Source organism: Sphingomonas flavida (genome assembly GCF_036663655.1).
In the GTDB taxonomy this organism is placed as follows: domain Bacteria; phylum Pseudomonadota; class Alphaproteobacteria; order Sphingomonadales; family Sphingomonadaceae; genus Sphingomonas.
This window is the reverse complement of the sequence record NZ_JAXOJH010000023.1, coordinates 22255-42979: the sequence shown is the minus strand read 5'-3', so window position 1 is coordinate 42979 and position 20725 is coordinate 22255. Positions and strand designations below refer to the sequence as shown.

Annotated in this window: 23 protein-coding genes and 1 pseudogene; 4 read left to right on the top strand and 20 right to left on the bottom strand. The window is 61.9% G+C overall.

The annotated features are described in order from the left end of the window. Positions 1 to 117: 117 nt before the first annotated feature. The 20 genes and pseudogenes from U1703_RS17500 to U1703_RS17405 form a co-directional block, all read right to left on the bottom strand. Positions 118 to 480: pseudogene (locus tag U1703_RS17500) on the bottom strand (conjugal transfer protein TraG N-terminal domain-containing protein); the annotation flags it as partial. A gap of 11 nt (positions 481 to 491) precedes the next feature. Next, on the bottom strand, positions 492 to 1949 hold the full coding sequence (locus U1703_RS17495) for a conjugal transfer protein TraH (protein WP_443025839.1): 1458 nt from the start codon (positions 1947 to 1949) through the stop codon (positions 492 to 494). After that, complete coding sequence (locus tag U1703_RS17490) at positions 1949 to 2806, bottom strand: conjugal transfer protein TraF (RefSeq protein ID WP_443025838.1); 858 nt, start codon at positions 2804 to 2806, stop codon at positions 1949 to 1951. The genes U1703_RS17495 and U1703_RS17490 overlap by 1 nt, the downstream gene beginning before the upstream one ends. Beyond that, positions 2799 to 3152 carry a hypothetical protein gene (locus tag U1703_RS17485; protein WP_332786749.1) on the bottom strand — a complete coding sequence of 118 codons (354 nt, stop codon included), beginning with the start codon at positions 3150 to 3152 and terminating at the stop codon, positions 2799 to 2801. Before U1703_RS17485 ends, U1703_RS17490 begins: the two co-directional genes overlap by 8 nt. 43 nt (positions 3153 to 3195) lie before the next feature. Continuing rightward, positions 3196 to 4971, bottom strand: coding sequence for a conjugal transfer protein TraN (locus U1703_RS17480; protein WP_332786748.1), 1776 nt, complete (start codon positions 4969 to 4971; stop codon positions 3196 to 3198). Next, on the bottom strand, positions 4968 to 5714 hold the full coding sequence (trbC, locus tag U1703_RS17475; RefSeq protein WP_332786747.1) for a type-F conjugative transfer system pilin assembly protein TrbC: 747 nt from the start codon (positions 5712 to 5714) through the stop codon (positions 4968 to 4970). The genes U1703_RS17480 and trbC overlap by 4 nt, the downstream gene beginning before the upstream one ends. Beyond that, entirely contained in the window at positions 5714 to 6745 is a 1032-nt protein-coding gene (gene traU / locus U1703_RS17470) for a conjugal transfer pilus assembly protein TraU (RefSeq protein ID WP_332786746.1), read from the bottom strand. Before traU ends, trbC begins: the two co-directional genes overlap by 1 nt. After that, entirely contained in the window at positions 6745 to 7020 is a 276-nt protein-coding gene (locus tag U1703_RS17465) for a hypothetical protein (protein ID WP_332786745.1), read from the bottom strand. The genes traU and U1703_RS17465 overlap by 1 nt, the downstream gene beginning before the upstream one ends. Next, the gene (gene traW / locus U1703_RS17460) at positions 7020 to 7661 is read right to left on the bottom strand and encodes a type-F conjugative transfer system protein TraW (RefSeq protein ID WP_332786744.1); all 642 of its coding nucleotides are present in this window, start codon (positions 7659 to 7661) and stop codon (positions 7020 to 7022) included. Before traW ends, U1703_RS17465 begins: the two co-directional genes overlap by 1 nt. Beyond that, positions 7658 to 8197, bottom strand: a complete 540-nt coding sequence (locus tag U1703_RS17455) for a S26 family signal peptidase (RefSeq protein ID WP_332786743.1) — start codon at positions 8195 to 8197, stop codon at positions 7658 to 7660. Before U1703_RS17455 ends, traW begins: the two co-directional genes overlap by 4 nt. Next, positions 8194 to 8724: a type-F conjugative transfer system protein TrbI gene (locus U1703_RS17450; protein WP_332786742.1), complete on the bottom strand. Its 531-nt coding sequence runs from the start codon at positions 8722 to 8724 to the stop codon at positions 8194 to 8196. Before U1703_RS17450 ends, U1703_RS17455 begins: the two co-directional genes overlap by 4 nt. After that, positions 8721 to 9098 (bottom strand): hypothetical protein, encoded by a 378-nt coding sequence (locus tag U1703_RS17445; RefSeq protein WP_332786741.1) that lies wholly within the window; start codon positions 9096 to 9098, stop codon positions 8721 to 8723. The genes U1703_RS17450 and U1703_RS17445 overlap by 4 nt, the downstream gene beginning before the upstream one ends. Positions 9099 to 9103: 5 nt before the next feature. Then, entirely contained in the window at positions 9104 to 11680 is a 2577-nt protein-coding gene (traC, locus tag U1703_RS17440) for a type IV secretion system protein TraC (protein ID WP_332786740.1), read from the bottom strand. Beyond that, positions 11677 to 12621: a conjugal transfer protein TraV gene (locus U1703_RS17435; protein WP_332786739.1), complete on the bottom strand. Its 945-nt coding sequence runs from the start codon at positions 12619 to 12621 to the stop codon at positions 11677 to 11679. The genes traC and U1703_RS17435 overlap by 4 nt, the downstream gene beginning before the upstream one ends. Beyond that, positions 12621 to 13415: a DsbC family protein gene (locus tag U1703_RS17430; protein WP_443025837.1), complete on the bottom strand. Its 795-nt coding sequence runs from the start codon at positions 13413 to 13415 to the stop codon at positions 12621 to 12623. The genes U1703_RS17435 and U1703_RS17430 overlap by 1 nt, the downstream gene beginning before the upstream one ends. A gap of 82 nt (positions 13416 to 13497) precedes the next feature. After that, positions 13498 to 14829 carry a TraB/VirB10 family protein gene (locus U1703_RS17425; protein ID WP_332786737.1) on the bottom strand — a complete coding sequence of 444 codons (1332 nt, stop codon included), beginning with the start codon at positions 14827 to 14829 and terminating at the stop codon, positions 13498 to 13500. A 4-nt stretch (positions 14830 to 14833) separates the two neighbouring features. Then, positions 14834 to 15643: a type-F conjugative transfer system secretin TraK gene (locus U1703_RS17420; protein WP_332786736.1), complete on the bottom strand. Its 810-nt coding sequence runs from the start codon at positions 15641 to 15643 to the stop codon at positions 14834 to 14836. After that, positions 15640 to 16209 carry a type IV conjugative transfer system protein TraE gene (locus U1703_RS17415; RefSeq protein WP_332786735.1) on the bottom strand — a complete coding sequence of 190 codons (570 nt, stop codon included), beginning with the start codon at positions 16207 to 16209 and terminating at the stop codon, positions 15640 to 15642. Before U1703_RS17415 ends, U1703_RS17420 begins: the two co-directional genes overlap by 4 nt. A gap of 1 nt (position 16210) precedes the next feature. Further along, complete coding sequence (gene traL / locus U1703_RS17410) at positions 16211 to 16498, bottom strand: type IV conjugative transfer system protein TraL (RefSeq protein ID WP_332786734.1); 288 nt, start codon at positions 16496 to 16498, stop codon at positions 16211 to 16213. A gap of 61 nt (positions 16499 to 16559) precedes the next feature. Next, a complete protein-coding gene (locus tag U1703_RS17405; protein ID WP_332786733.1) occupies positions 16560 to 16880 on the bottom strand; it encodes a TrbC/VirB2 family protein in 321 nt (106 codons plus the stop codon). Positions 16881 to 17218: 338 nt separating this feature from the next. Here U1703_RS17405 and U1703_RS17400 point away from each other — a divergent pair, with 338 nt between their 5' ends. The 4 genes from U1703_RS17400 to U1703_RS17385 all read left to right on the top strand — a co-directional run bounded on the left by U1703_RS17400 (position 17219) and on the right by U1703_RS17385 (position 20626). Beyond that, complete coding sequence (locus U1703_RS17400) at positions 17219 to 17695, top strand: hypothetical protein (protein ID WP_332786732.1); 477 nt, start codon at positions 17219 to 17221, stop codon at positions 17693 to 17695. A gap of 79 nt (positions 17696 to 17774) precedes the next feature. Continuing rightward, positions 17775 to 18323, top strand: a complete 549-nt coding sequence (locus tag U1703_RS17395) for a hypothetical protein (protein ID WP_332786731.1) — start codon at positions 17775 to 17777, stop codon at positions 18321 to 18323. Between the two features lie 235 nt (positions 18324 to 18558). Beyond that, on the top strand, positions 18559 to 19404 hold the full coding sequence (locus tag U1703_RS17390) for a replication initiator protein A (RefSeq protein WP_332786730.1): 846 nt from the start codon (positions 18559 to 18561) through the stop codon (positions 19402 to 19404). Between the two features lie 415 nt (positions 19405 to 19819). After that, positions 19820 to 20626, top strand: a complete 807-nt coding sequence (locus U1703_RS17385) for a helix-turn-helix domain-containing protein (RefSeq protein ID WP_332786729.1) — start codon at positions 19820 to 19822, stop codon at positions 20624 to 20626. Positions 20627 to 20725: the final 99 nt, after the last annotated feature.

Below are 20725 nucleotides of genomic sequence, written 5' to 3'. Positions count from 1 at the left end.
CCTCGTGCTCACGCAGCACGCCTATGATCTGATCCTCGGTAAAACGGCCTCGCCGCATCGCTCGTCTCCATCTGACGAGCTAACTTACCAATGGCATGATTTCCGGGGAGCACGTCAAACGGTTTCTGCCTTGTTCGTCAGCCAATCACCAACCGTGCTGGTGAAACTCGCCATAACGCCAAGCCCGAGCGGGACGTGATCAATGACTGCGGCCTGGAGGCTGGGGTTGATCCGGTCAGTTACCTTCACCGTAACCGTAGGAACCATCAGGCACATGTAGATGGCGGCCGAACTAAGATACCAATTTAGCCAGGCGCTGATGTTGCGGGTAAAGGCCAGCGCGCACAGCGAATATATGAGGCCGATGACCATCGCGACCCTGATCAGCGACTTATAGCCTCCGCCGCCCGTCCAGGTGGCGACGGCGTTGAAAACGTTGACGAGATAGTCGCCGCCACCGATCGTGAAGACCTCGACCATTCAAGTTCCCCTTAAAGGCCTTTGCCACGCGGCAAGCCGCGTGCGAAACCGATCGCGGCCGCCATGCCCGGCGACATCGAGTTCTGCAGTGTAGATTCAACCATCATCGTTCGATCGATTAGGGTTGCAGCCACCTGAACCGTATCTCGAATGCGATATTCGCGTTTGGAGTATTTAGCCTTCGCTTCGGCGAGTTGCTGGCGCCACGTTGCTGCGGTTGGCTGATCCGCCGGCTCGAAGCTGAGCTGAGATTGTCCGATACGATCGAGCATATTATCGATCATGGCGCTCAAAAGGGTCGTTGCCACAATCTCAGACATGACCTTGACGTCCTGATCGCTAAACGTTCTTTGAGACATGGCTTGGACGGCAAGCATTTTATAAAGAGGGATGGGGGACATGTTCAGCAACTGCTTTTCTTCGTCGCTTAGCTTGCCTTCGCTCATGATCTTTTCGTGCATCGAATTGATCAGATCATATACACGGTTACGCAATCCCATCTTGGTCGGGATAGTAAGTTCTGTTTCCACGACATTGAGGCACTCTTCCTCCTCATCGCACTTTAGGATTTTGACCTTGTTGCCGTCCTGGGTGCCATCGAGAAGGGCGGTGACCACGGCGTCCTCTGCCGGGCCCATGTAACGGATGGAGTTATCACCGCCCTTACCGGTGTTCATGATCACCGTTCCGACCAGGGTCATCAAATATTCGGAAAACTGCTTGTCGAAGGCACCAAAACGGCCGCCTCGTTTCAGAGCCTGCCAGGTGTAATTGCGCCGTGCGCCGGGGATGTGATCCGCCATGCGCTCATCCTTGTTGCCGGCCAGGATATCGTCCTGTTTATCCTCCGCGTTGCAGCCCTGGCGGGACCGCGCCCAGTCGGAGAACACGCCCTGGCTGTTGCCGACCGACGTACAGATCGTGGACTTTGCGCCCTGCAGTTTGGGCCAAAGGCCGCCGACCAGGCCCTGTGCTGCCTCGCACGACGAGATGTTCATCTGGTTCATCTGCTGGGCGGCCTGACTGAACTCACCCATGACCTTGCCGATCTCGGGCGAGACGCTGTCGATCGCGAGCTTGAAGGCAAAACCAAGCGCGTTGTTGGCGACGCCCTTCATCAGCGCGATCATCTCGGAGGCGTTGATGAAGGAGAAGGACCCGGCGAACAGGTCGATACCGCCGCATCCTGCCCTGGCGCTGGGCAACTGGATGTTCAGCGGCGACACCGACTTCTGCGGGAAGCGTGACCAGATATTGCCGCCGGAATAATAGCCCGCCGCCTGACCCTTATAGGCGGACGGGCCGGTGACATTGGCGGCCGCACCGGTTTCCTTGAAGTAGCTGTCCATCTTGCCCGCCACATCGGCCTGGGCGATGTCGGCCGGGACGATGGCGAGGACCGCCACAACGGCCGTGGTGGCGGCGAAACGGCGGTAGACAGCGCGGAAGAAGGGGGGGCGGTTTGCCATCAGTAGTCACTCCCGACCTTGGTGTTTGTGAGGACGAAGATCCGCTCCATGATTTCGTCGGCCGACATGATGCCGAAGCCGATCGGCACCGTGCGGCGCGTCTGGGTATCGAAGAGGACAAGGGCTGGCGTGGCGTTGCCCGGCACGCCCATCCGCGCGCGCTGGCCGGAATCGACGACGTAGCGCGGGAAATCCTTGCTGGGGCCGCCATCCATCGAGACCGCCATCACCGACATGCGGTTGGTATCGGCGACCGAGCGCAGGATGGGGGCGAAGATCTCGCAGGCGCCGCAGCTCTGCGCGAAGAAGTAGAACATGCCGTAGCGCTCGCCGAGATGGGCGAGGACCTGGGCACGATCCGCCTTGCGGTTATCCGACCAGGCACGCTTGGCGACCGTGCCGACCGGGCGCTGCAGGGTGTAGTCGATGTCGGGGTTCTGCCACAGCGCGCGCTGCCAGGTGTCGGAGAAAGTCGAGGCCCGGTCGAGCTGCTCACGCTGGAAGCGGACATATGCGATGACATTCTCTTCCGACGGATCGAGGATTGCGCGCGCCTTCAGTTCGTCGAGCAGCTCGCGGATCTCGGTCAGCCGCTTGGCGGCCGAGGGGGCCGGTGCCGGGGTCGCTTGCGGGGTGGCAGGCTTGGGCTTGGGCTTCGAGCAATAGAACCACTGACCGAGTTTGCGCTCGCCGCAGTAGAAGCCGTCATCGCCGGCGGTCGGCGCGACATCCTGGCTCATGTCAGAAGTGGTCTCCTGGACGCCGGCGATCGCCGACGCTGCCGGCATTGGCAACACCATCAGGACGGCCGCCACGGCCGACATGCTGCGCCCCCACATCATCCCCCCGTTACGCATCGTGATCCTCCTCATCATTGTGTTCGCCGTCGAGCTCGAAGCCTGCGAGCTTGAGCATGGTTGTCATGGCCGCGACCTCGATCATGCGGGTTCCCTGATCGAGCATGCGGATGAGACCGCGCAGCGCGATCCGTGCCTCGCCCCGGCCAGCGCTGGCCGGACGGACCCCGCCCTTGGCGAATGCCAGCCAGCCGCGGCCGATCATCGAACGCAGCGTTGCCTCGGTGGCCTGGGGGTCGACGTCACAATCGAACCAGTGACCAAGCGTGGCCGCCACTTCGCCGGCCGACGACGCCTTTGCCGAGCGCGAGACGCGCAGGAATGCGGCAAGCTCGACGACCGTCATGGACGAGATGGGGGGGCGTTCGTGGCCCCCCGACACGTCACGGTCATTCACGGCCATGGCGGTCATAATATCCTTCGATCTTGTTCTGGATGTCGGTCATCGTCTGCACTTCGTCGGGCAGACGCGCGGCTTCGGTGAACTCGGCATAGATTTCCCGGAAATCCATCTGCGACAGATCGAGCCGCTGGAACTCCTCGATCGTGAAGCCCTGGCACTGTTCGGTCTTGGGCTTGGCCCATGCCTTGCCGAGCTGGAGGCGACCCTGAACCTGCAGGATGCGGGCAAGTTTGCTGCCAAAGCAGCAATAGGCATCGTTCGAGGTGACGCAGATGCCGAGGATCTTGGTCGAGCAATAGGTGCCGATTTTGTGGCAGAGCCCCTTGTCGTCACGCTCATCGAGCTTCTTTTCCGCCGCGCTGCACAGCCAGGGGGTCAGGAGCGGGATACCCTTGCCCGTGCAGCAATTGGCCGCCCCGAATATCTTCTTGCTGCAGGTGCTGCGCTCGCCGGAGAACACGGTCAGCTTGTCAGGGTCGAAGGTCTTGCCGGCATCGCCGAGCGCATGCAGGCCAACGAGCGCATCTTTGAACTCGGTCGAGGCTTCCCGCTCGATGGTCTCGCAATTGCCGTTGATGCAGTAGACGTCGCCGCCACAGACATATTGCTTGGGGTCGGGCGGTCCCATGTCGGGCAGGGGGCAGCTATAGACCTTTTGGCTGACCTTGCAGTCGCCTTCCTGCGGATCATCCAGGCATTCGTTGCGCAGGAAGGTGCACTGACGATTATCCTCAAGATCCGTACAGTCGCTGGCTGGCGTCTGTGAATAACAGGTCGCCTCACGACGCCACGCCCAGCAGCTCTGCGTAACCGCTACGCCCTCGATCATGCGGGTCTCTTCCGGCTCGATGCAGGTTTCCTGCACCGCCGAGCAGCTCCCGCCATTCAGCGTATCGCAGCCGCTCTCCTGACGGCTGACGGTGACCGAGTTTTCCCCTTCCTTCTTATACCAGAGGGTGCCGGTCTTGTGGTTCTGATGTTCGCCGATGGTGCTGCCAGCCAGTTCGGACGAGCAGGAATAAAGTGAGGCAGTCGCAGACATCTTGCTTTTGCAGAAGCGCCTGTACCCCTCGACGTCCGTGCCGCCTGCGCCCAGTTCGATCTGCGCATCGCACCCGTGCATCGTCGTGCCTACGGCCTTGCAGACCCCAGCCGATACCTGGCTCTGCAACGCGGTCTCGGGGGCGAGGCCAGACACATTGGTCGAGCCCCAGTAGAAGTAGCGGGCATTATTGACGACCTTGGGGACCATGCGGGCGGTGCAGGTCTGTAGACCCTCCTCGATCTTGGTGCCCTTGTTACAGGTCGCCTCGTAATAGCCCTTCTCGCCGGCCGAGGGCGGGAGGGGTTCACACTTGCCTGACGAACCGCCGAACTCATCGCCATTCAGGAAGCGGTTCGGGTCCTGCTCGATCTCGGTCGCCCGCTTGGTCGTGGCCAGGATCTCGGCGTTGGTGAAGCTGGCACGCGTGCGCTGGCGGTCGGTGACGGTGCCGAAGACGTCGTTCTTTGCCGCCTGGGCCGCGCCCTCGCTCGCCAGCTTGTCAGGGTCGCTGAAATAGGCACCCTCGGGCAGGCTCGTGCCCTGATAGCCCGGCACCATGTCGACCTGCGTTTGGCCTGGCACCAGCGAGGCGTCGGCGCGGGTCTTCTTGCCCATGTCCTGGCCTTGGCGACGCGCCTCTTCCAATGTCGTCTGCGCGACGACGCCGGTCGCGGCCGAGGCTGTCATCATGAGGACGATCGGCAGGAAGCGCTTCATAGCGCGGCTCGCTTCATGTTGCGGGCCGCCACGGCCGCAACGCCAGCGCCCGGGCCGCGGGCATTGGCAAAAGCCTCCAGCGCATAGGCGACCGTCACATTGCCCGCCATGCGGTCATAGGGCGGCACTGCGGTGCGGCACTGAAACCCCGAACACAGGTCGAAGTCGGACGACACCGCCACATAGGTCGGCACGGCCTGGACATCGAAAGCGCGGAAGAGGCGAGGGTCGATGCCGATATTGTTGGCCTGCTCCTGCTTGTCGACGACGCGCGAGAGGAGACGACGGAATTCGGTCAGCGAGTTGTTCGGAAAGCCGCGAAAAACGACGATGCCGCCTGCCGCTGCCGTATCCGCGATCAGCCGGCGCAGCGATGCCTCTGGCATCGACAGGCTGGCAAAGACGATGAACTGCGGTGCCTCTCCGCGTCCCTCTGTCACGTTGCGGCCAGCGCCGGCGATGATCTCGTCGAAGTCGACCGCCCCGGCCGGTCCCTTGGGCAGGTCGGTCTTGGCGACCGCCTTCAGGTTTTCCAAGCCGTTGTCGCGCACCGACAATGCCTCTTCGCGAAAGGCATCACCACGACCGCGAACATGGTCGGCAAAGGCTTGCGCGTCGCCCTGGACGACTGCGGCGCGGCGCTTGACCGCTTGCAGGTCGAGCCCGTCGACCGTCTGGGCAATGGCCTGGATGCCGACGATGCCGGCGATCGCGGCCGAGCTGGCGATAAGAAGACGCCGCATCACAGGATGCAGCAATTGCGTTTGCGCCACACCAGGTAGCCCATGTCTTCACCTTTCACAGGATAAGCGCGTCCCGCCTGGGGCGGCATGGTCGAGGCGCCGAGTGGCGAGCACGCCATCTTGCCGCTCACCATCGGCGAGGGATTGACCATCTGGACGCGGTATTGCTGCTTGCGCAGCATCGGCATCGGATATTTGTTGCAGAGCCCGGCCGAGCCCATCGTGCCCCAGGCCAGACCCTCGCGGTGGATTTTGTAGGCAAAGCGCGAGAGCGCGAGACGCGAGGCCTGCACATGGCCGATCGAGGCGGCGATGTTGCCGTTCATCGGATACATCGGACCCTGGCAGCCAGCGCACCAGAAGATCGCATCGAGCGGCAGCTTGGCGGTCGAGGCGATGCAATCGCCGGCGCACGCGGCCTGGGCGATCGGGTTGGAGAAGACGACCGCTTCCGGGTTGATCAGCGCCGTCAGCGTATCGTCCTGCCAAAGGGGGTCGATCTCGGTGATATAGGCGATGTCGAACGAGGCCTGCTCGAAGCACAGGAAGTCGGTCAGCAGCTCCATCCAGTAGAGGAGCGGGTAGACATACCAGTGGACATGCCACTTCGAGGTGTTCTGCGCCTTGCCACCGACAGCCGAGGGGCCTTCCAGATGGCCATTGCCGATGTCGAAACCGGGCGAAATCTTGGCGCCGCCCAGATTGACGAAGCACCAGGGCTTCATCGACACGTCAGCCAGGCGCACCGGCTCCCAGAATCCTGCCGCAATGCCAATGCGCGGGACAGGGCTGCCGCATGCGCAGACGGGCAGGTCGGGGTTGTCGGTATCGGCGCGGGCGCTGGGCCAGATCTTCAGCGCGCCGACCGATAGCGGGAACAGGCAAGACCAGCAGACGTCCGTGATCGGGTTCACGAACTTGCCGTTGCACTGCGACTTGCCCGACGGGACCTGCGCGCGCAGCTCGGGCGCGACCGCGGCGATGCCACCCAGAAGCAAAAGGCTGAGAATGAGGGTGCGCAGCCAGCTCATCACGATGACAGCTCGCTCGACTGTGCCTGATCGAGCCACGCATTGTCGGCCGCGTTCTTGCGGACCAGGTAGACGATCCCATGGATGGACGTTGCCGCGAGCAGAATGAGGATCGCGATGGTGCCGCGTCGGCCGAACACATCCTGGATCGTGCTGAGCGTGCCGACGCTGGCGGCGGAGAGGAAGCAAAGCGCCTGGAAGAGGTAGCGCATACGGCGCAGCGACGGCGTCTCAGGGGCTGCCATGGGTGTGCGCAACAGATCGAGCCAAAGCATCATTGCGCTCCTTTCAGGACGATTTCATCGAGCCGGACGACACGGCCGTCCTGGGCTGCGACCGCAGGCGTGTGGCGAATGCCGAACTTGGCCGTCAGCCGGCCTTCCTGGTCGAAATAGAAGCGGCGCTTGGCGCGGGTCATCTCATCGATGGGCGACCCGTTCACCAGGATGAGCTTGGCTTTCAGGTCGGTGTAGCGCGACGTGGCCCAGGCCATTTGCGCCTTGTCGTCGCCGTCGATGAAGACGAGCGCCTGGCGCATGGTCACGAAATCGAGCGGATTGACGCTCTGACCGCGCGCGGCGATCAGATTGCCCTTCTGGTCGCGCACGTCGTGATCGATCGTGATGGTGGGATCATAGATCCACTTCCGTGCTTCGGTTGCCGTGCTGATGCCGGCGACGGGCTTGGGACGGCGAATGCGCGCCTCTGCCCGCTTGGCGAAGGTCGCGTTCATCCGGTCGATTTCACCCGTCGACTCCAGTCGCTTGAGCCGCGCCTCGATCGTGGCGAGCAGATCAGGCTCAATGATGGGAAAGGTCTGGCCAACCATGCCGTGATCGCTCGCGATCAGTGGGCCGGACGATATGCCAAGCGACAGGAGGGCTGCAACGCCCGCGATTTCGACGGCGCGCCTCACAGGACAGGCCATCCGGTGCCGACGATCTTGTTCGAGCATGCATAGCCGATCGCGGCATAGCGGCTGTCGAAGCCGTCTTTGTGGGGCGAGCCGACATAATAGCAGCTTGCCGGGATGGTGCCTGTCGGTCCGGCCGCCAGCGGCTCGCCAAAGCGGCTCTGCGCCTTCATCCGACCGACGAGGCGGCCAGCCACCAACACGTCCGCACCACGGTGCTCGACGATATCGCCGGGCATGCCATAGACGATCTTGCCGAACATCTGCGGTCTAATGCCGAAATGCCGCGCGACCAGTGGGCCTGCAGGCGGCACGAAAAACACATAATCGCCGCGCGCCGGCACCGCGTTCTTGTGGATGACGAAGGCCCAGTTGGGCAGCGAGGCGCTGGTATTGATGAGCAGGGCATGTGTGTCGCGCCACTCACCGATCGCCTTGAGGCCGATGCCCGCGACGACGAGCAGGCCGAGCGCCTTCCACAAATGCTTGCGCGGCCGCCAGGCGGGCGCGCCGTCCGGATTGGCCGCGACCTCGCTCATCGTGCGGGCACCTCGGTCACGGCAGTCGGAGCGACCGGCATGGTGGCGGGCGCAGTGCTCTGTGCGGGTGCCATGGCGGGTTGGGGACGCTTGACCCCCGAGTTATAAACGGCGGTCGCGACCGAGGCGGTGATGTCGGGGACGTTCTTGGAAAGAATGGCCTCGCCGACGAGCACGACCTGACCGTTGGCACCGCGACGCTGCAGCTCGGTTTCCAGCGCCGCCATGAAGCGACGCATCTCACCCTGGACTTCTTGCGGGTCGGTGTTGCTGCGCGCCTGCGCCTGTACATATTCGCCGACGATGCGCGACATATCGACGCGAACGATGTGATCGTCGCGCCCGGTCAGGAGACTGCGCGTCACCCACATGCCCCAGATCAGCACGACGGCCAGCGCCAGGCCGATCGCCAGCTGCTGGCCGGTGAAGCCGGCAAAGACCGCTCGGCGCGCTGGCAGGGCGGCAGGCGCGGAAGAGGAAGTGGTGTCGACGGTCGTGTCGATCACGGGCTCGGTCGGGGTGGTCATGCTTGGGGCTCCGAGACTTTGCGGTCGGCAGGAATGAGGAGGTGGCGGCGCATGAAGAGGACCGCGCCGGCCAGCGTGATCTGGACGATGCCCAGCGCCACCTTGAAGCCGGTCACCCGGTCCGCATCTGCCTGGACATAGCGGTCAGCCAGATTGGCGAGGTGGTGCATCGCGCCGTCCACGGAGAAGCCGCCGATCGCCAGGAAGAACAGGACGATCAGCCCCCAGCTGATGAGGAGCGTCGAGGCGAGCAGTCCGGTGACGTGCAGGCTGAAGAACAGCATGTAGCCGCGTGCATCGCGGATCGTCCGCCACAGTGACGGCCGACGGCGGGTGGAGACGCTAAGCGGCACGGAATCGATGATGGTCGCCATGGGCGTTACTCCGCCGCGACCGCCAGGGCGGCGTCATGGCCGCCCCATTTGGTCTGGTCATCGGGGAAGGCGACACGCTCGATCGCGGCGTCCATCGGCAGGCCACTGGCCACCAGGTCCCTGATCGAGGCGAAGGTGCCGGGCGACGAGGAATAGACGGTCGCGGAATAGGGATCGAGGACGAGGCGGCCGACCGCCATCGAGTCCGGCCCCTTGATCATGATGTCCGAATATTCCGAGCCGCTGCGCTTCAGAGAACGAAGGAGCGCGTCGGTATGATCGTCCATGTCGAAGCGGTCGTTCTTCTTGAAGTCCGCGATGGTCTCGGCCTTCTGCTGAAGGATCATGAACCAATCGCTGTTCTCGAGCGCGGCCTTCGAGCCATCCGACTTGTAATAGTCATTGAGGCTCTGGGTCGCGGTGACGAGGGACGCACCGTATTTCCGGCAGGTGCGGGCATAGGCCTCGATAAAGTCGGCCATCGAGCCGCCTTTCAGCATCTGCCAGGCCTCATCGAGGAGGAGCGCCTTGGGGATCGAGCGATCGACACGGCGCATCATCTGCGAGGACAGGAACATGATCGCGGTCAGCACGACCGAGCGCAGTTCCTCGCGCGAAGACAGGTCGGACAGCTCGAACACGGTCAGGTCGGCCGTCAGCTGGAACGAGACGTCGCCCTCGAAAAAGCGGCCATAGGTGCCAGCGCTGGAGAATGGCCGCATGGCGATCCCCAACTCGTGTGCGACCGGATTGCCGGTCGCGTCGAGTGCGGCGATGACGTCGTCGACGCAGCCCTTGCGGCCCTTGGCCTTCCAGACCTCGTTGATCGCGCCGTCGATCAGGCCGCGCTCGGTGTCGTTCAGCTTGTCGACGTGGCGCGCCATTTGGTTGACGATGCTTTTCAGCATCGCAAAGCAGTCCATGAGGTAGTCCTCATCCTCTTCCGCCTGCGCCTGGTCGATCATGGCGAACGGATTGAGGCAGAAGCCCGAGGACATGGTGAACTCGACAAAGGCCCCGCCCTGGAGCTTGGCCGAATGCTCGAACGACCGGCCATCGTCGATGACGACGACCTTGGAGCCGGCTCCGCGAAGAGCGGCACACAGCTCCTGCAGCGCCACCGACTTGCCGGACCCCGACTTGCCGAAGACAGCGACGTTGTGGTTGCCGGCGGTATTCTCGAAGGGCGACCAGTAGAAAGGCTGGCCACGCCGCCCGATCAGCATCAGATGGGGGATGTTGCCGCCCAGATACTCGCCCTGCAGCGGCATGAGGCTGGCGGCCGAGGTGGTCAGCATGGTCCGGAAGCGCTTCATGCTGCGCAGGTCGGACGCGAGGCCATTGCCCAGCGTCATCGGCATGGCCGCTAGCAGGCCCTGGATCTGCAGATAGCGATCGTCGAGCAAATCCCAGCCGGCCGCTCTATAGACCGACTTCAGCATGCGCTCATTGGCGTCACCCCGGCTCTTGGGGCTGAAGGACGTGACCGAGTAGAAGCCTTGGATGAGCTTGCGACCCTGACGCATCTCATCCTTGACGAACTTCCATTCGGCCGACTGGTCGCGCAGCTGCGGCAGGTAGCGCGCGCTCTTGGAGTCCGCGAGGCTGGTGGTGCGCATGAACCTGCGGCTCGCACGGCTGCTCTGCCCTTCAGCGTCAGGAAATTCGAGGCACAGATTGGTCGATACCGGGCAGGGCATGCGCAGCTTGTCGGCAAAGACATCGCCGATGAGCTTGGCCATGTCCCACGGCGCCCAGCGCTGCGGCAGGTTGCGCACCGAGAACGAGCGGACGTCGAAAACGTCTGGATAGATCTCGCCGATCTCGGGCGCGCCGTCGACGGTTCGGCCGGTCGGGCGAAACCGTTCGGTGCGCAGCAGGATGTGGTCGGGATCGATGCGGATCTCGACATCGTGGCGGACCGCCTGATCGGCGATCGAGTCGAACGCGTTATAGGTGATCGCATCATCGCCCGGCGCGGTCGTGGGCGAGGTGATGTCATCGATCCAGGAGATGAGGCCACGCGGATCCATCGGCCGTGCCTCGATCCCGACCGACTCCAGGCAGGAGATGAGCCCCTGCATGACCGAGACGATTTCGTCGTTCGAGACGCTGCTCGATTCAGGTGTCGTGTAGGACAAGGCCACACGGTGATTACGCAGGTGAAACGGTGCTGAATTCGACAGCGAGTCCCACACCCCTTTCATCAAATATTCGCTGCGGTGCTTGGCCATGCGCTCATAGACGCCGCCTGCCAGGTAGCGCGGCGTGTACCAGGCCGAGAGCCGCTCGCTGACGCGCGGGCTCATCCAGGCGTGGATTTGCAGACTGCCGGGCGAGGGCACGCCTTCCGACAGAAACTGGGTCAGAATCTCGCCGGTACGTTCATTGGCGCCCAGCATCGGGGCGGCCTCCAGCACGAAGCCGCGCGACGCGCTGTTATAGAAGATGTGGGTGCGCGGGTCGTAGCTGCGATACGGCAGCCAGTGGCTCAGGCGGGGAACGACCGTCGAGGGCGCGGCACTATCGGGGCGGCTGCTATCGCCGAGGAAATTCTCCTGCAGCCAGGACATCAAGCTCATCGGTCGCCTCCAACAATGGCGGGAAAGTTCGCCGCGCGGACCACCGGTGCCGCGCCGCTCGACTGTGCGGCGTCGCGCACCTCGCTCTGGGTGCGGGCTCCGGCCTCTCGCAGCACGGGGGCCGAGCGAACGGCGGCCAGGGCAGCCCGGCCCGCGGGGGTCGCGTGAGCCGGTGCGGCAGCGGTGGTGACAGGAGCCGTGACCGGCGCGGTCGTGGCAACGGTCGAGGCAGGCGCGGAAGAAGTGGGCGAGGGGGTGGCGGATGTCCGAGCTTCAGCGGCCTGGCCGGTGGCGATCGGAGGGGTGCGACGCTTTGCGATCGCGGCCGCTACACCATCCTTGATGGCGCCCACCGGATCGCCGGCGCTAGCGGACTTCGGACCGCTTGCCTTGGCGCGTGCCGCCTGGACCATCGCTGCGCTCGGCAGGTCGGGGTCGGGCTGGCTCGCATCGACGGGTAGGTCGACCTTCTCGACGGCTGCGAGAAGCGATGCGGCTCCGGTCGCGGTCGCGACATCGCCCCGCGTCGTTGCCACCGCATCCATCGCTGCTGCCTCTCGCCAGTCGCCTTGCGCGACGACGGCGTGGACGGCGGTCTGCTCATGAAGCCGGCCGGCGCCGTCGATATGCGCCGGAAATACGATGCGCAGGACCTTCTCCTGCGTGCGTCCGGTGTTGGCAGCAACGGTCTGAAAACCGCGAACCTGCGACGGTGCAGGCGCTGGCTCAGGCGTATAGGTGCCGATCGGCGCGATCATGCGATCGCCATCGGCACCCGAGATCAGCGCCAGCGCTCGGTCGTCGATCGTCGACGAGGGCGCGCACATGCCATCGGGCGCAACGCAGGAGAACGAGCCCTTCACATTGCTGCCCATCGCGACGCAGCCGGAAAGGCAGGTGGTGCCGGCGACGAGCGCCAGCAGGGTGTACCGCCGCGCCATCACGAGTCCCCCCCGGCGAGCCACTTCGTAAGGAATTCCTTCGGGCGATAACCCTCCAGCGTCGCACCATCGGCGCGGACGATGACTGGCGTACCCGTTAGATTGTGCGCCTTGGCAAAGCGCTCATTGGCATCCAGGCCCGAGGTGTCGCAGGTGCCCGAACCCTGAACCGGATCGCCGGCATAGGCGGCGTGAAGCGCCTTTTCACGGTTCTTGGCGCAGTAGACCTGATTGGCCAGCTCGCGGCTACCAAGCGTCGAGATCGGCCGCTCGATCACCTTGACGTTCATCGACCGCAGCGTGTTGGTCAGCGCCCGGCAATAGCCGCAGCGGAAGTCGCTGAAGACGGTCACAGGCTTGCCCGCCGGGTTGCCCCAGACGATCGAGCCGGTGGCAGGCAGGGTCTCGATTGGCAGATGGCGGATCGGGGCAGGCGCGGCCGGGCGGCCGGTGCCAGGGGCGGGGGCCTCACCGGCTTCGGCTGCGGCATTCGCCTTGGCAGCCCCGCCGACCAGCGTATCCGGGTTCATCTCCAGGAGGCGCGCGGCGGTCAGGTCCTGGCGCGTCTCCATGTCATAGATGCGGCCGATGACGAGATAGCGCGCCGAATTGTCGACATAGAACAGGTTCTGACCGGCCGTGACTTCGCACAGGCCCGACACCCGCTTGCAATCGACGCCCGATATCTTGGTCTTCGGTAGGCGCTTCTTGAGCAGATCCTCGACCGGGACGGTATGGATGGCGGTCCGCACGGCATGGGCCACGCCTGCCCCGCCGAGAGCACAGCCGACCATTCCGCACGCTGCGTATATACCGATGGATACCGGGCTGAAGGACCGTGAGCCCACCAGACGGGCCAGCCATTTAGGCCGGGGCTTAATTGCGGACATGGACACCCTCCAGGAAGACGATTTCGACGTCGACGCCGGTCGGCATCTCGATGACCGGCTGATATTGTTCGGCGCGCTCGATTAGATATTTCGAGACCATGTCGCCGGTCTGCGCCACGCCCTGACCCAGGCCGCCCTGTGCGATCTCACCGAGCCCAAGCTGCTGGCGCTGACCATTGACCGTGACGCTGGGACCGAGCAGCGCGGAATTGGCATTGGCGGCAAAGCCGCGGCCGAACCCGCCGACGAGGCCGGCGATAAAGGCCTGGCTGACGAGCGAACCCTCGCGGCTGACGACACGGCCGCGCACGCCCGTCTTGCCGCCAAAGGCGATGAAGCCCTTCACTTCGGAGACCGCATAACGGCCACCCGGCTGCGGGCAGGTCATCTTCTGCAGCTTGACGTAGACCTTCTCCGAGGAGAGTTCGCCGCGAGCCGCGCCGTTGATGAGGCAGCCCTGGATCTTGGTGGTGAGGAGCTTGCCGTTCTGGAAGACCGAGCGGGCAGGCCCTGTCACGCGCAGCACGACAGGCAGCGGGTCGGTCTGGCTGTTGACACCCGCGGCCGCATCGACGCCGACGATGACGCGCGCGGTCGCGAAGCTATTGGGCGGCAGATAGTTCGGGCTGTCGGTATAGACCGTGTTGCCCTTCTCGACCTTCGTCGCGGTGCCATTACCGGCCGTCGTGAAGGAGACGAGCTTTACCTCGCTGGGACGCGCGGGTGCGACGTCTGCTGCGGCCGTCTGGGGGGCGCCATCGGGGCGCTGATACAATGGTGCCGCGCCCGGGCCGTACATCGCGCTGGGGCCGGCAACCGGCTGTGGCGGTGCGCTCTGACGCTCGTTGATCTGGCGGCGGAGCTGCTCGTTTTCCGACTGGTAGGCAGAGAGTACCCGCTGGCCATCGTCGGACATCGACTGGTTCTGCGACTTGAGCCGATCGAGCTCGGCCGACAGCGCGTCGAGTCGGCTCTGCGTACCGTTTACGGCCTTCAGCTGATTTTCGGTCGACTGGAAGCGGTTCTCCGACGACGCGATCCACTCCTGTTCGGACAGGTTGCGGTTCATGAGGTCAGGCGTCGAGACCTTCACGTCGCCGGCTTTGTCTGAGACGAGGCCGGGGGCCTTATCGTCACCGCCGAAGATGTAGAACGAGGAGCCGATAAGGCCGATACCGGCGACACTCGCCAAAAGGAGCTTCTGCTTCTTGAGGGTGCGGTCATTGCTGGCGAGATCGGAATCGACGGGCGAGGTCGGGTCAGGTGCGCCGCCATCGAGGCTGCGGCGCCGACGCGAAAAGATATTGCGAATGTCCATCCGCTCAGTTCCCGGTGCGAGAGACGAGATAGGCCGTGGTGACACGGCCGGGGGCGAGCTTGGGCTCCGCGATCGAGACGGCCAGTGTGCTTGGCGGGGCGACCGTTGCCTCGGTCAGTACCGTTTCCTGGGTGCCTTTGTTCTCGATGCGCAGGACCCGGCCGGTCAGATCGGTGCCGCGATACTCCGCGATCATCTGGACCTTGAGATCACCGACATAGACAGGCTTCATAGAGCGCTGACGCATCTCGTAGCCGTCGACGATCCGGCCCGAATACATGGCCTGGACCAGCCCGATCGCAGCGTCCTGCGGTCCGGCAGCAGCCTGGGGGGCGGCGTCTGCGACATCGGCCTTGGCGATCGCGGGATTGGTGATGAACACCTGAACCGCCTCATTGCCGCTGACCCGGCAGACGAACTTGTACACGTAGCCGCGCTTGCTGGTGGCAAAGAACGACAGCGCCGGGCGGCTGAAGCCTTCCGGCACCGACAAGTAGATGTCACCGCGAACGGGCTCGTTGACGACGCTGAAGTCGTCGCCCGGATTGCCGGTGCTGACCTTGGAGACGCTGGCGAATTCGTCCTCCACGAGGCTGATGCGGGTCAGGTCCTTGGCAGAGGCGCTGCAGGTGACCTGCGCGCCGTCCGCCGCCCGCAGCGTCTGGTCGGGATCGGCAAAGGCGGGTGTCGTATAGGCGAGTGCCGCCACGCCGATCAGCAAGCCGCCCGTCATGCGGCTGAGCGTGCATTGGCTGCGGGCCGCCAGGGCGGTGCCCACGACAGCACTGCCCAGGGCATAGAGACCGAGGCTCATTGGGCTTCTCCGGGCTTTTTGGGCGTGACCAGCCCGAAGCCGATCAGCTTCAGCGACAGGCCGCTGTATTCCCACTGGAATTCAAAGGTGCGCATGTCGCTCGACACGACCTGCTGGCCGACAATGGTGTTGAGCTTGCCATTGACGGTGGAACGAAGGTTCTTGGTGTCGATCGACATCGTCTCGATCGCAAAGAATTGCGAGAGGCTCGACCCGCGCTGCTCACTGACGATCTTGACCAGGTCAGCCTTGATCCGGCCCTGCGCGCGCGGCGCGACCAGGTTGAGGACCGAGGTCATCCAATAGTCGAGATTGCCGGGCGAGCGGTTGAGCATCAGGAGCGCGGTGTCGCGCGTCACCATTTCCAGATATTCGTGACTGACGCCTGAGCTGGAAATGGTCACCGGGGACTGGAGCACCGGCTGAAGCACGATCTCACGCGGCCGCGAGGTGGCGAATAAGAGTAGCGCTATGACAGCGCAGGTTAGACCAAACGCGGCAACGCCAAGCACATTGCGCTGGCGCAGCACGCGCTGGCTCTGACCATGCTGATAGGAGAAATCCATCTTAACCCACCATCAAGCGGAGGTAGGAAGGTGGCGTGGCCTTGACGGAGGGGAAGCCGCCGGGGAGGTACCAATAGGCCATATGGATCAGCCACGATGCCGCACGCCCAGCTTTCAACTTTTTCAAAGCCCACCAGCCGGCGCCAGCTAGCGCCATGCCAATGATGATGTGCTGGGACATGACTCCCCAGATGAATGGGAGGACCATCGCGAGGAACTCATCCAGCGTCCAAAACCCGATCAGCTCGGGATCATCCAGATGAGACGGAATCATGTAATTGGCTGCCATGTCGCCACCTTCCAGAAGGGCTCATGACGGCGCGCTGCCACGCACCGTCATGAGCAGACGGTCAGATCGTCGCGGTGACGGTCGAGGTGACGATCGGAACGCCGGTGCCAGCGCCGACGCCGACGCCGACGGGGACGGCAACCTGACCCAGGCTGAAACGACCCGAGGCCATGCCGACAATGCCGCCAGCGAGCGACAGCACGGTGATGACCTTGCCACCCGAACCCGACAGGAAGCCGGTGAATTTCTGAAGGGCGGTATCGAAGGTGGCGTCAGCGCCGGCGAAGGCCGACGGCGCAAAGAAGCACAGGACAAAAGCCAGTGCGAGAACGGCGAGCATCGCCATCTCGTACCGCCCTGCCTGGCGCAGCATACTTTTCATGAGGAAAGCTCCCTGGATTCGGCGCAGTGAAATCCGCGCCGTCATCAAGGGTGTGGGGGGAGGCAGAGTGTCGCAAATTGAACCGCAAATACCGGCCCTGAGACAAACATATTCGAGATCATGCGTGCAGGGGTGTGGCATTGAAGCAACGGAACGTCCGCCGGCACGGACGCTTCGTCCAACGCGACGGACAGCTGTCCGTAATTGCGGACAGTCAATCGGACCAAATCAGGCTGGCTGCTGCTATTGTTCCGCTTGCAAGGGCGATAGAAATCCGATTTCTATCGCATCTAGCTACGAAATGATTGAAAACTAAGTCGAAAAATAGGGGGCGTTAAGTGCCAGAAATAAAAAAAACATATCGGCTTGACGCCTCAACGTACCTCTTCCGCCTTGCCACCGAAAGCGTTCGACTATTTTCCAATAGAGAGGAGCAATTTGCGACGATATCACAAGTCGTTGAAGCGCGGGCAGGAGTCGCTAGTGACATTCCTGCAAATTATAAGCCGGACGAACTCAAAAAACATCTAAAAATAATACCTACGGACGGCGAAATTCCTATCATATTGGAAATATTGCCTACTGTTGGTGATGACGTGGAGCATGCCATTCCGGCTATCAGCAAGGCCCTTAGCGAGTCCATTTCATTCGCTAGTGCCATATCACTCATGCTTTTTGACTATGTCGTCGAAGAAAATAAGACAGAGGTTTTAACAAAGCTCGGTCTCAGCTTAGCAGAGGCGCGCGAATATTCAGCTTTGTTGAGAGAGCGTAACGACAATGTGGTGCCCATCGGGGGGCGGCCTGACAATTAAAAGAATATTCAGGCCAAAAGGTTGCATTTCAAATTGATGCTCCGCTAGTCGAGTTAAGACGGCTTGGGAGGGCTCGAAGATGAATGCATCGGCGGGGATGATGCGAGTAGATGTGGCGGACGCCACACCTATTCTCGATATCAGCGACTTTTTTATATCGAGAATGGATGCGCTCAATGTCAGCATCCGCGACCTAGGATCACGCACCGCTATAAAGCATAGCCGGCTAGGCGATATTCTTCACCGCACACCGGCGAAGCGACGACCAATGCGGTTGGATGAAGCTTCAGCAATCTGTTCAGCGCTGGAAACAAACCATTTCATTGCAATGCTCGCATGCGAGCTCTTCCTGAGCAACAAGGTATCAGACCTTGCAGCCGCTGATCGAGTTGCTTCCCTTATGTCGACTATGACAAATGGCTTGGCATCCCGGCTAACCGAGGTGCTGGGGCATATCGAAGGTTTGAGGGATAGCGATATCCGCGAGGAGCATGGCCTGCAGGCCCAAGAACATGTTCTTGATTTCTTTGAGAGGCACTATTCAGGTATTGCTGTCAGACGAAGTGCGCGCCTCGATCGCTCGGGTGACCTATGGGCTATGAGGGAGGCGCTGCAAAAAACCGGTTGATGATGTATCGGATTTTTCGACTTTGTACGATCAACGCCGACTCATGAGCTCCAGCGCAACACCCCCTTCAAACCGAGTAAACGGTCGTCAAAAGCACGAATGGATTCGCGCTGTGCGGCCAACGGTCGGCGAAAACACGAACCGCCCCCCTCCACGGACGCGTGTGCCCGTATGGCGGACACAGATAACGCTCAACTTCGTGCTTTCGCCGACCTTGGGATAGGACACTCCACTAATGACCCTTCCTGCGAACCAAGGCGACCTCTTCGCGCTGGATAGCCCTCTCCTTAAAGAAGTAAGGGGCGAGTCATCTTTGATGGCTTTTCCGTTTTTTGCATTGAGCAAAGGCAAATGGACCAAGCCTTTAAAATACAATAATGATTCTGTTTCCATTGAGATAGTAGCCACGCCAAAAGGCGTTGCTACAATATATGATAAGGAAGTGTTATTATACATCGCAAGTTTGATGGTGGCTAAGTTAGAAGCGGGCCAGCAAGTTAGCCAAGATTTTTATTTTACGGCACATGATCTTTTTCGGGTAACAGGAGATAGCGCGTCCGCTCGCTCCTATACGCGACTCTCGGATGCATTAGAACGCCTTCAAGGCACTCAAATTAAAACAAATATTGAGGCAGGCGGAGAGGGGCAATCAGGATTCTTTTCGTGGCTATCTGATGCGCAACTTCAATACTCGAAGACAAAAAATGGCGAAAGGCGCCTGAAAGCTATAAAAGTCAGACTTTGCGACTGGTTATATAGGGCAATATTGAGAGATAAGAGGGTTTTAGAATATTCTTCATTATATTTCTCGCTCGGCCCAATTGAACGAAGATTATATGAAGTAGCGAGATCTATGTGTCCACAAGGTGTACTTGATGTAGATATAGAAGCGCTTAGACTCCAGTTAGGATATCAGAGTTCTATTAAGCACTTTCGTCATGAAATGAAGCGGGTAATTGAATCTCAGTCTATTCCAGATTTTAAGTTTGAATTACTAGATGCTATAGCTGGGGAGCATAAAAAACCTGCGCGACGCAATGCTGGCGCAACCGGAGTTCGAATCACATCAATTCGAAAATAACGGTAGAGAGCGCTTTCGCCAGCACCCAAGCTAGAAGAGCACCGCCTCCACCGCGATCGGTCGGCGAAAGCACGAATTGCAGTCCGCAAGGGTCAGCGAAAGCACGAACTTTTGTCGCGATGGGTCGGCGAAAGCACGAATCGAGACTATTTCGCGCTGATCAAAAGCGCGCCAGAAATGGCAAGCTTAAGTGGATGATCTAACAACGATGAAGGAAGCGGCTGTGACCACATAAAGGAAAGCCCGGCACGAAGGCCGGGCATCCCAAGGTTTAATGGAGCGACGTCGCCAAACGTCGACCCGAGGTGTGAAGTACCTCCTCCATATAGCCGAAAACGAACTCCGGTTCAAGGATGCGCGCTTCGCGCCACGCTATCTTTTTGCCTGGTCCCAGTCTCCCTAGGGAGAATGGAAGATGGGGTTGTTTTCTGTCGGCGAAGCCGGGTCATCCGCGCTCGCCACGATCATGCGGCGTCCGCCCGCAAAGTCCGGAGCGATACACCGCACGGGCGCACCCGTTCTGCGCGGAAGTGTGGAGGCAGGGTCATTCGAGGAGAGCTTCTACCTCGTGCCCGCGAAGGGGGAGACCGATCGCTTGCTCCATGCTGCGCGTAAGACCCTGGATGCGGCGCGACGGCTGAAGCGGGAGGCACGGGCAGGTGAACGGTTGCTGAGTGCGGCCGAACGGCATGTCGCACGGCTGACGGCAGCGGCGGTGCGCGTTTACGAAGAAATCCTGACGCTGGCTCGGCTGAACCGGGGCCGGGTGTTCCCGTCCTATGATTATCTCGCCGAGGCTACTCAGCTTGGCCGTGCCACCATCGGGCGGGCGATCAATACCCTAGAGGCGATCGGGTTTCTCGTTCGGCAGCGCCGTTTTGAGCGCGTCAAAGGCGCATCCGACGGGCCGCGCTACAAGCAGACGTCCAATGCCTATCGCCCGCTGATGCCGGCGATCGCCAAGCGCTTCCTGCCGCGTTGGATGAAGCCAGCGCCAGTGCCGGACGATGCCGCACAGTACCGCGCGGACCAGGATGAACAGCTGCACATCATGGTCGACACGCTGAGTTCAGCGGAGCTCGCGCGCTTCCGGGTGGGCGGCGAATTGGGCAAGGTTCTGGCCCGCCTGGGCGCCAGTATCGATCGCATTTCCTGCGAGGATCATTTTGATGCTCAACCGCTTACAGAGTCTATCAATAAGGGTGACAATGAGTTGGCCTAGACGGCCAACGCAGACGTCTAACGACGAGAGTACGGAAAACGACCAGAACAACGAAATGCCCAACCTCACCACGACAGCCCAGGAGTGCCGGCTAGCGCC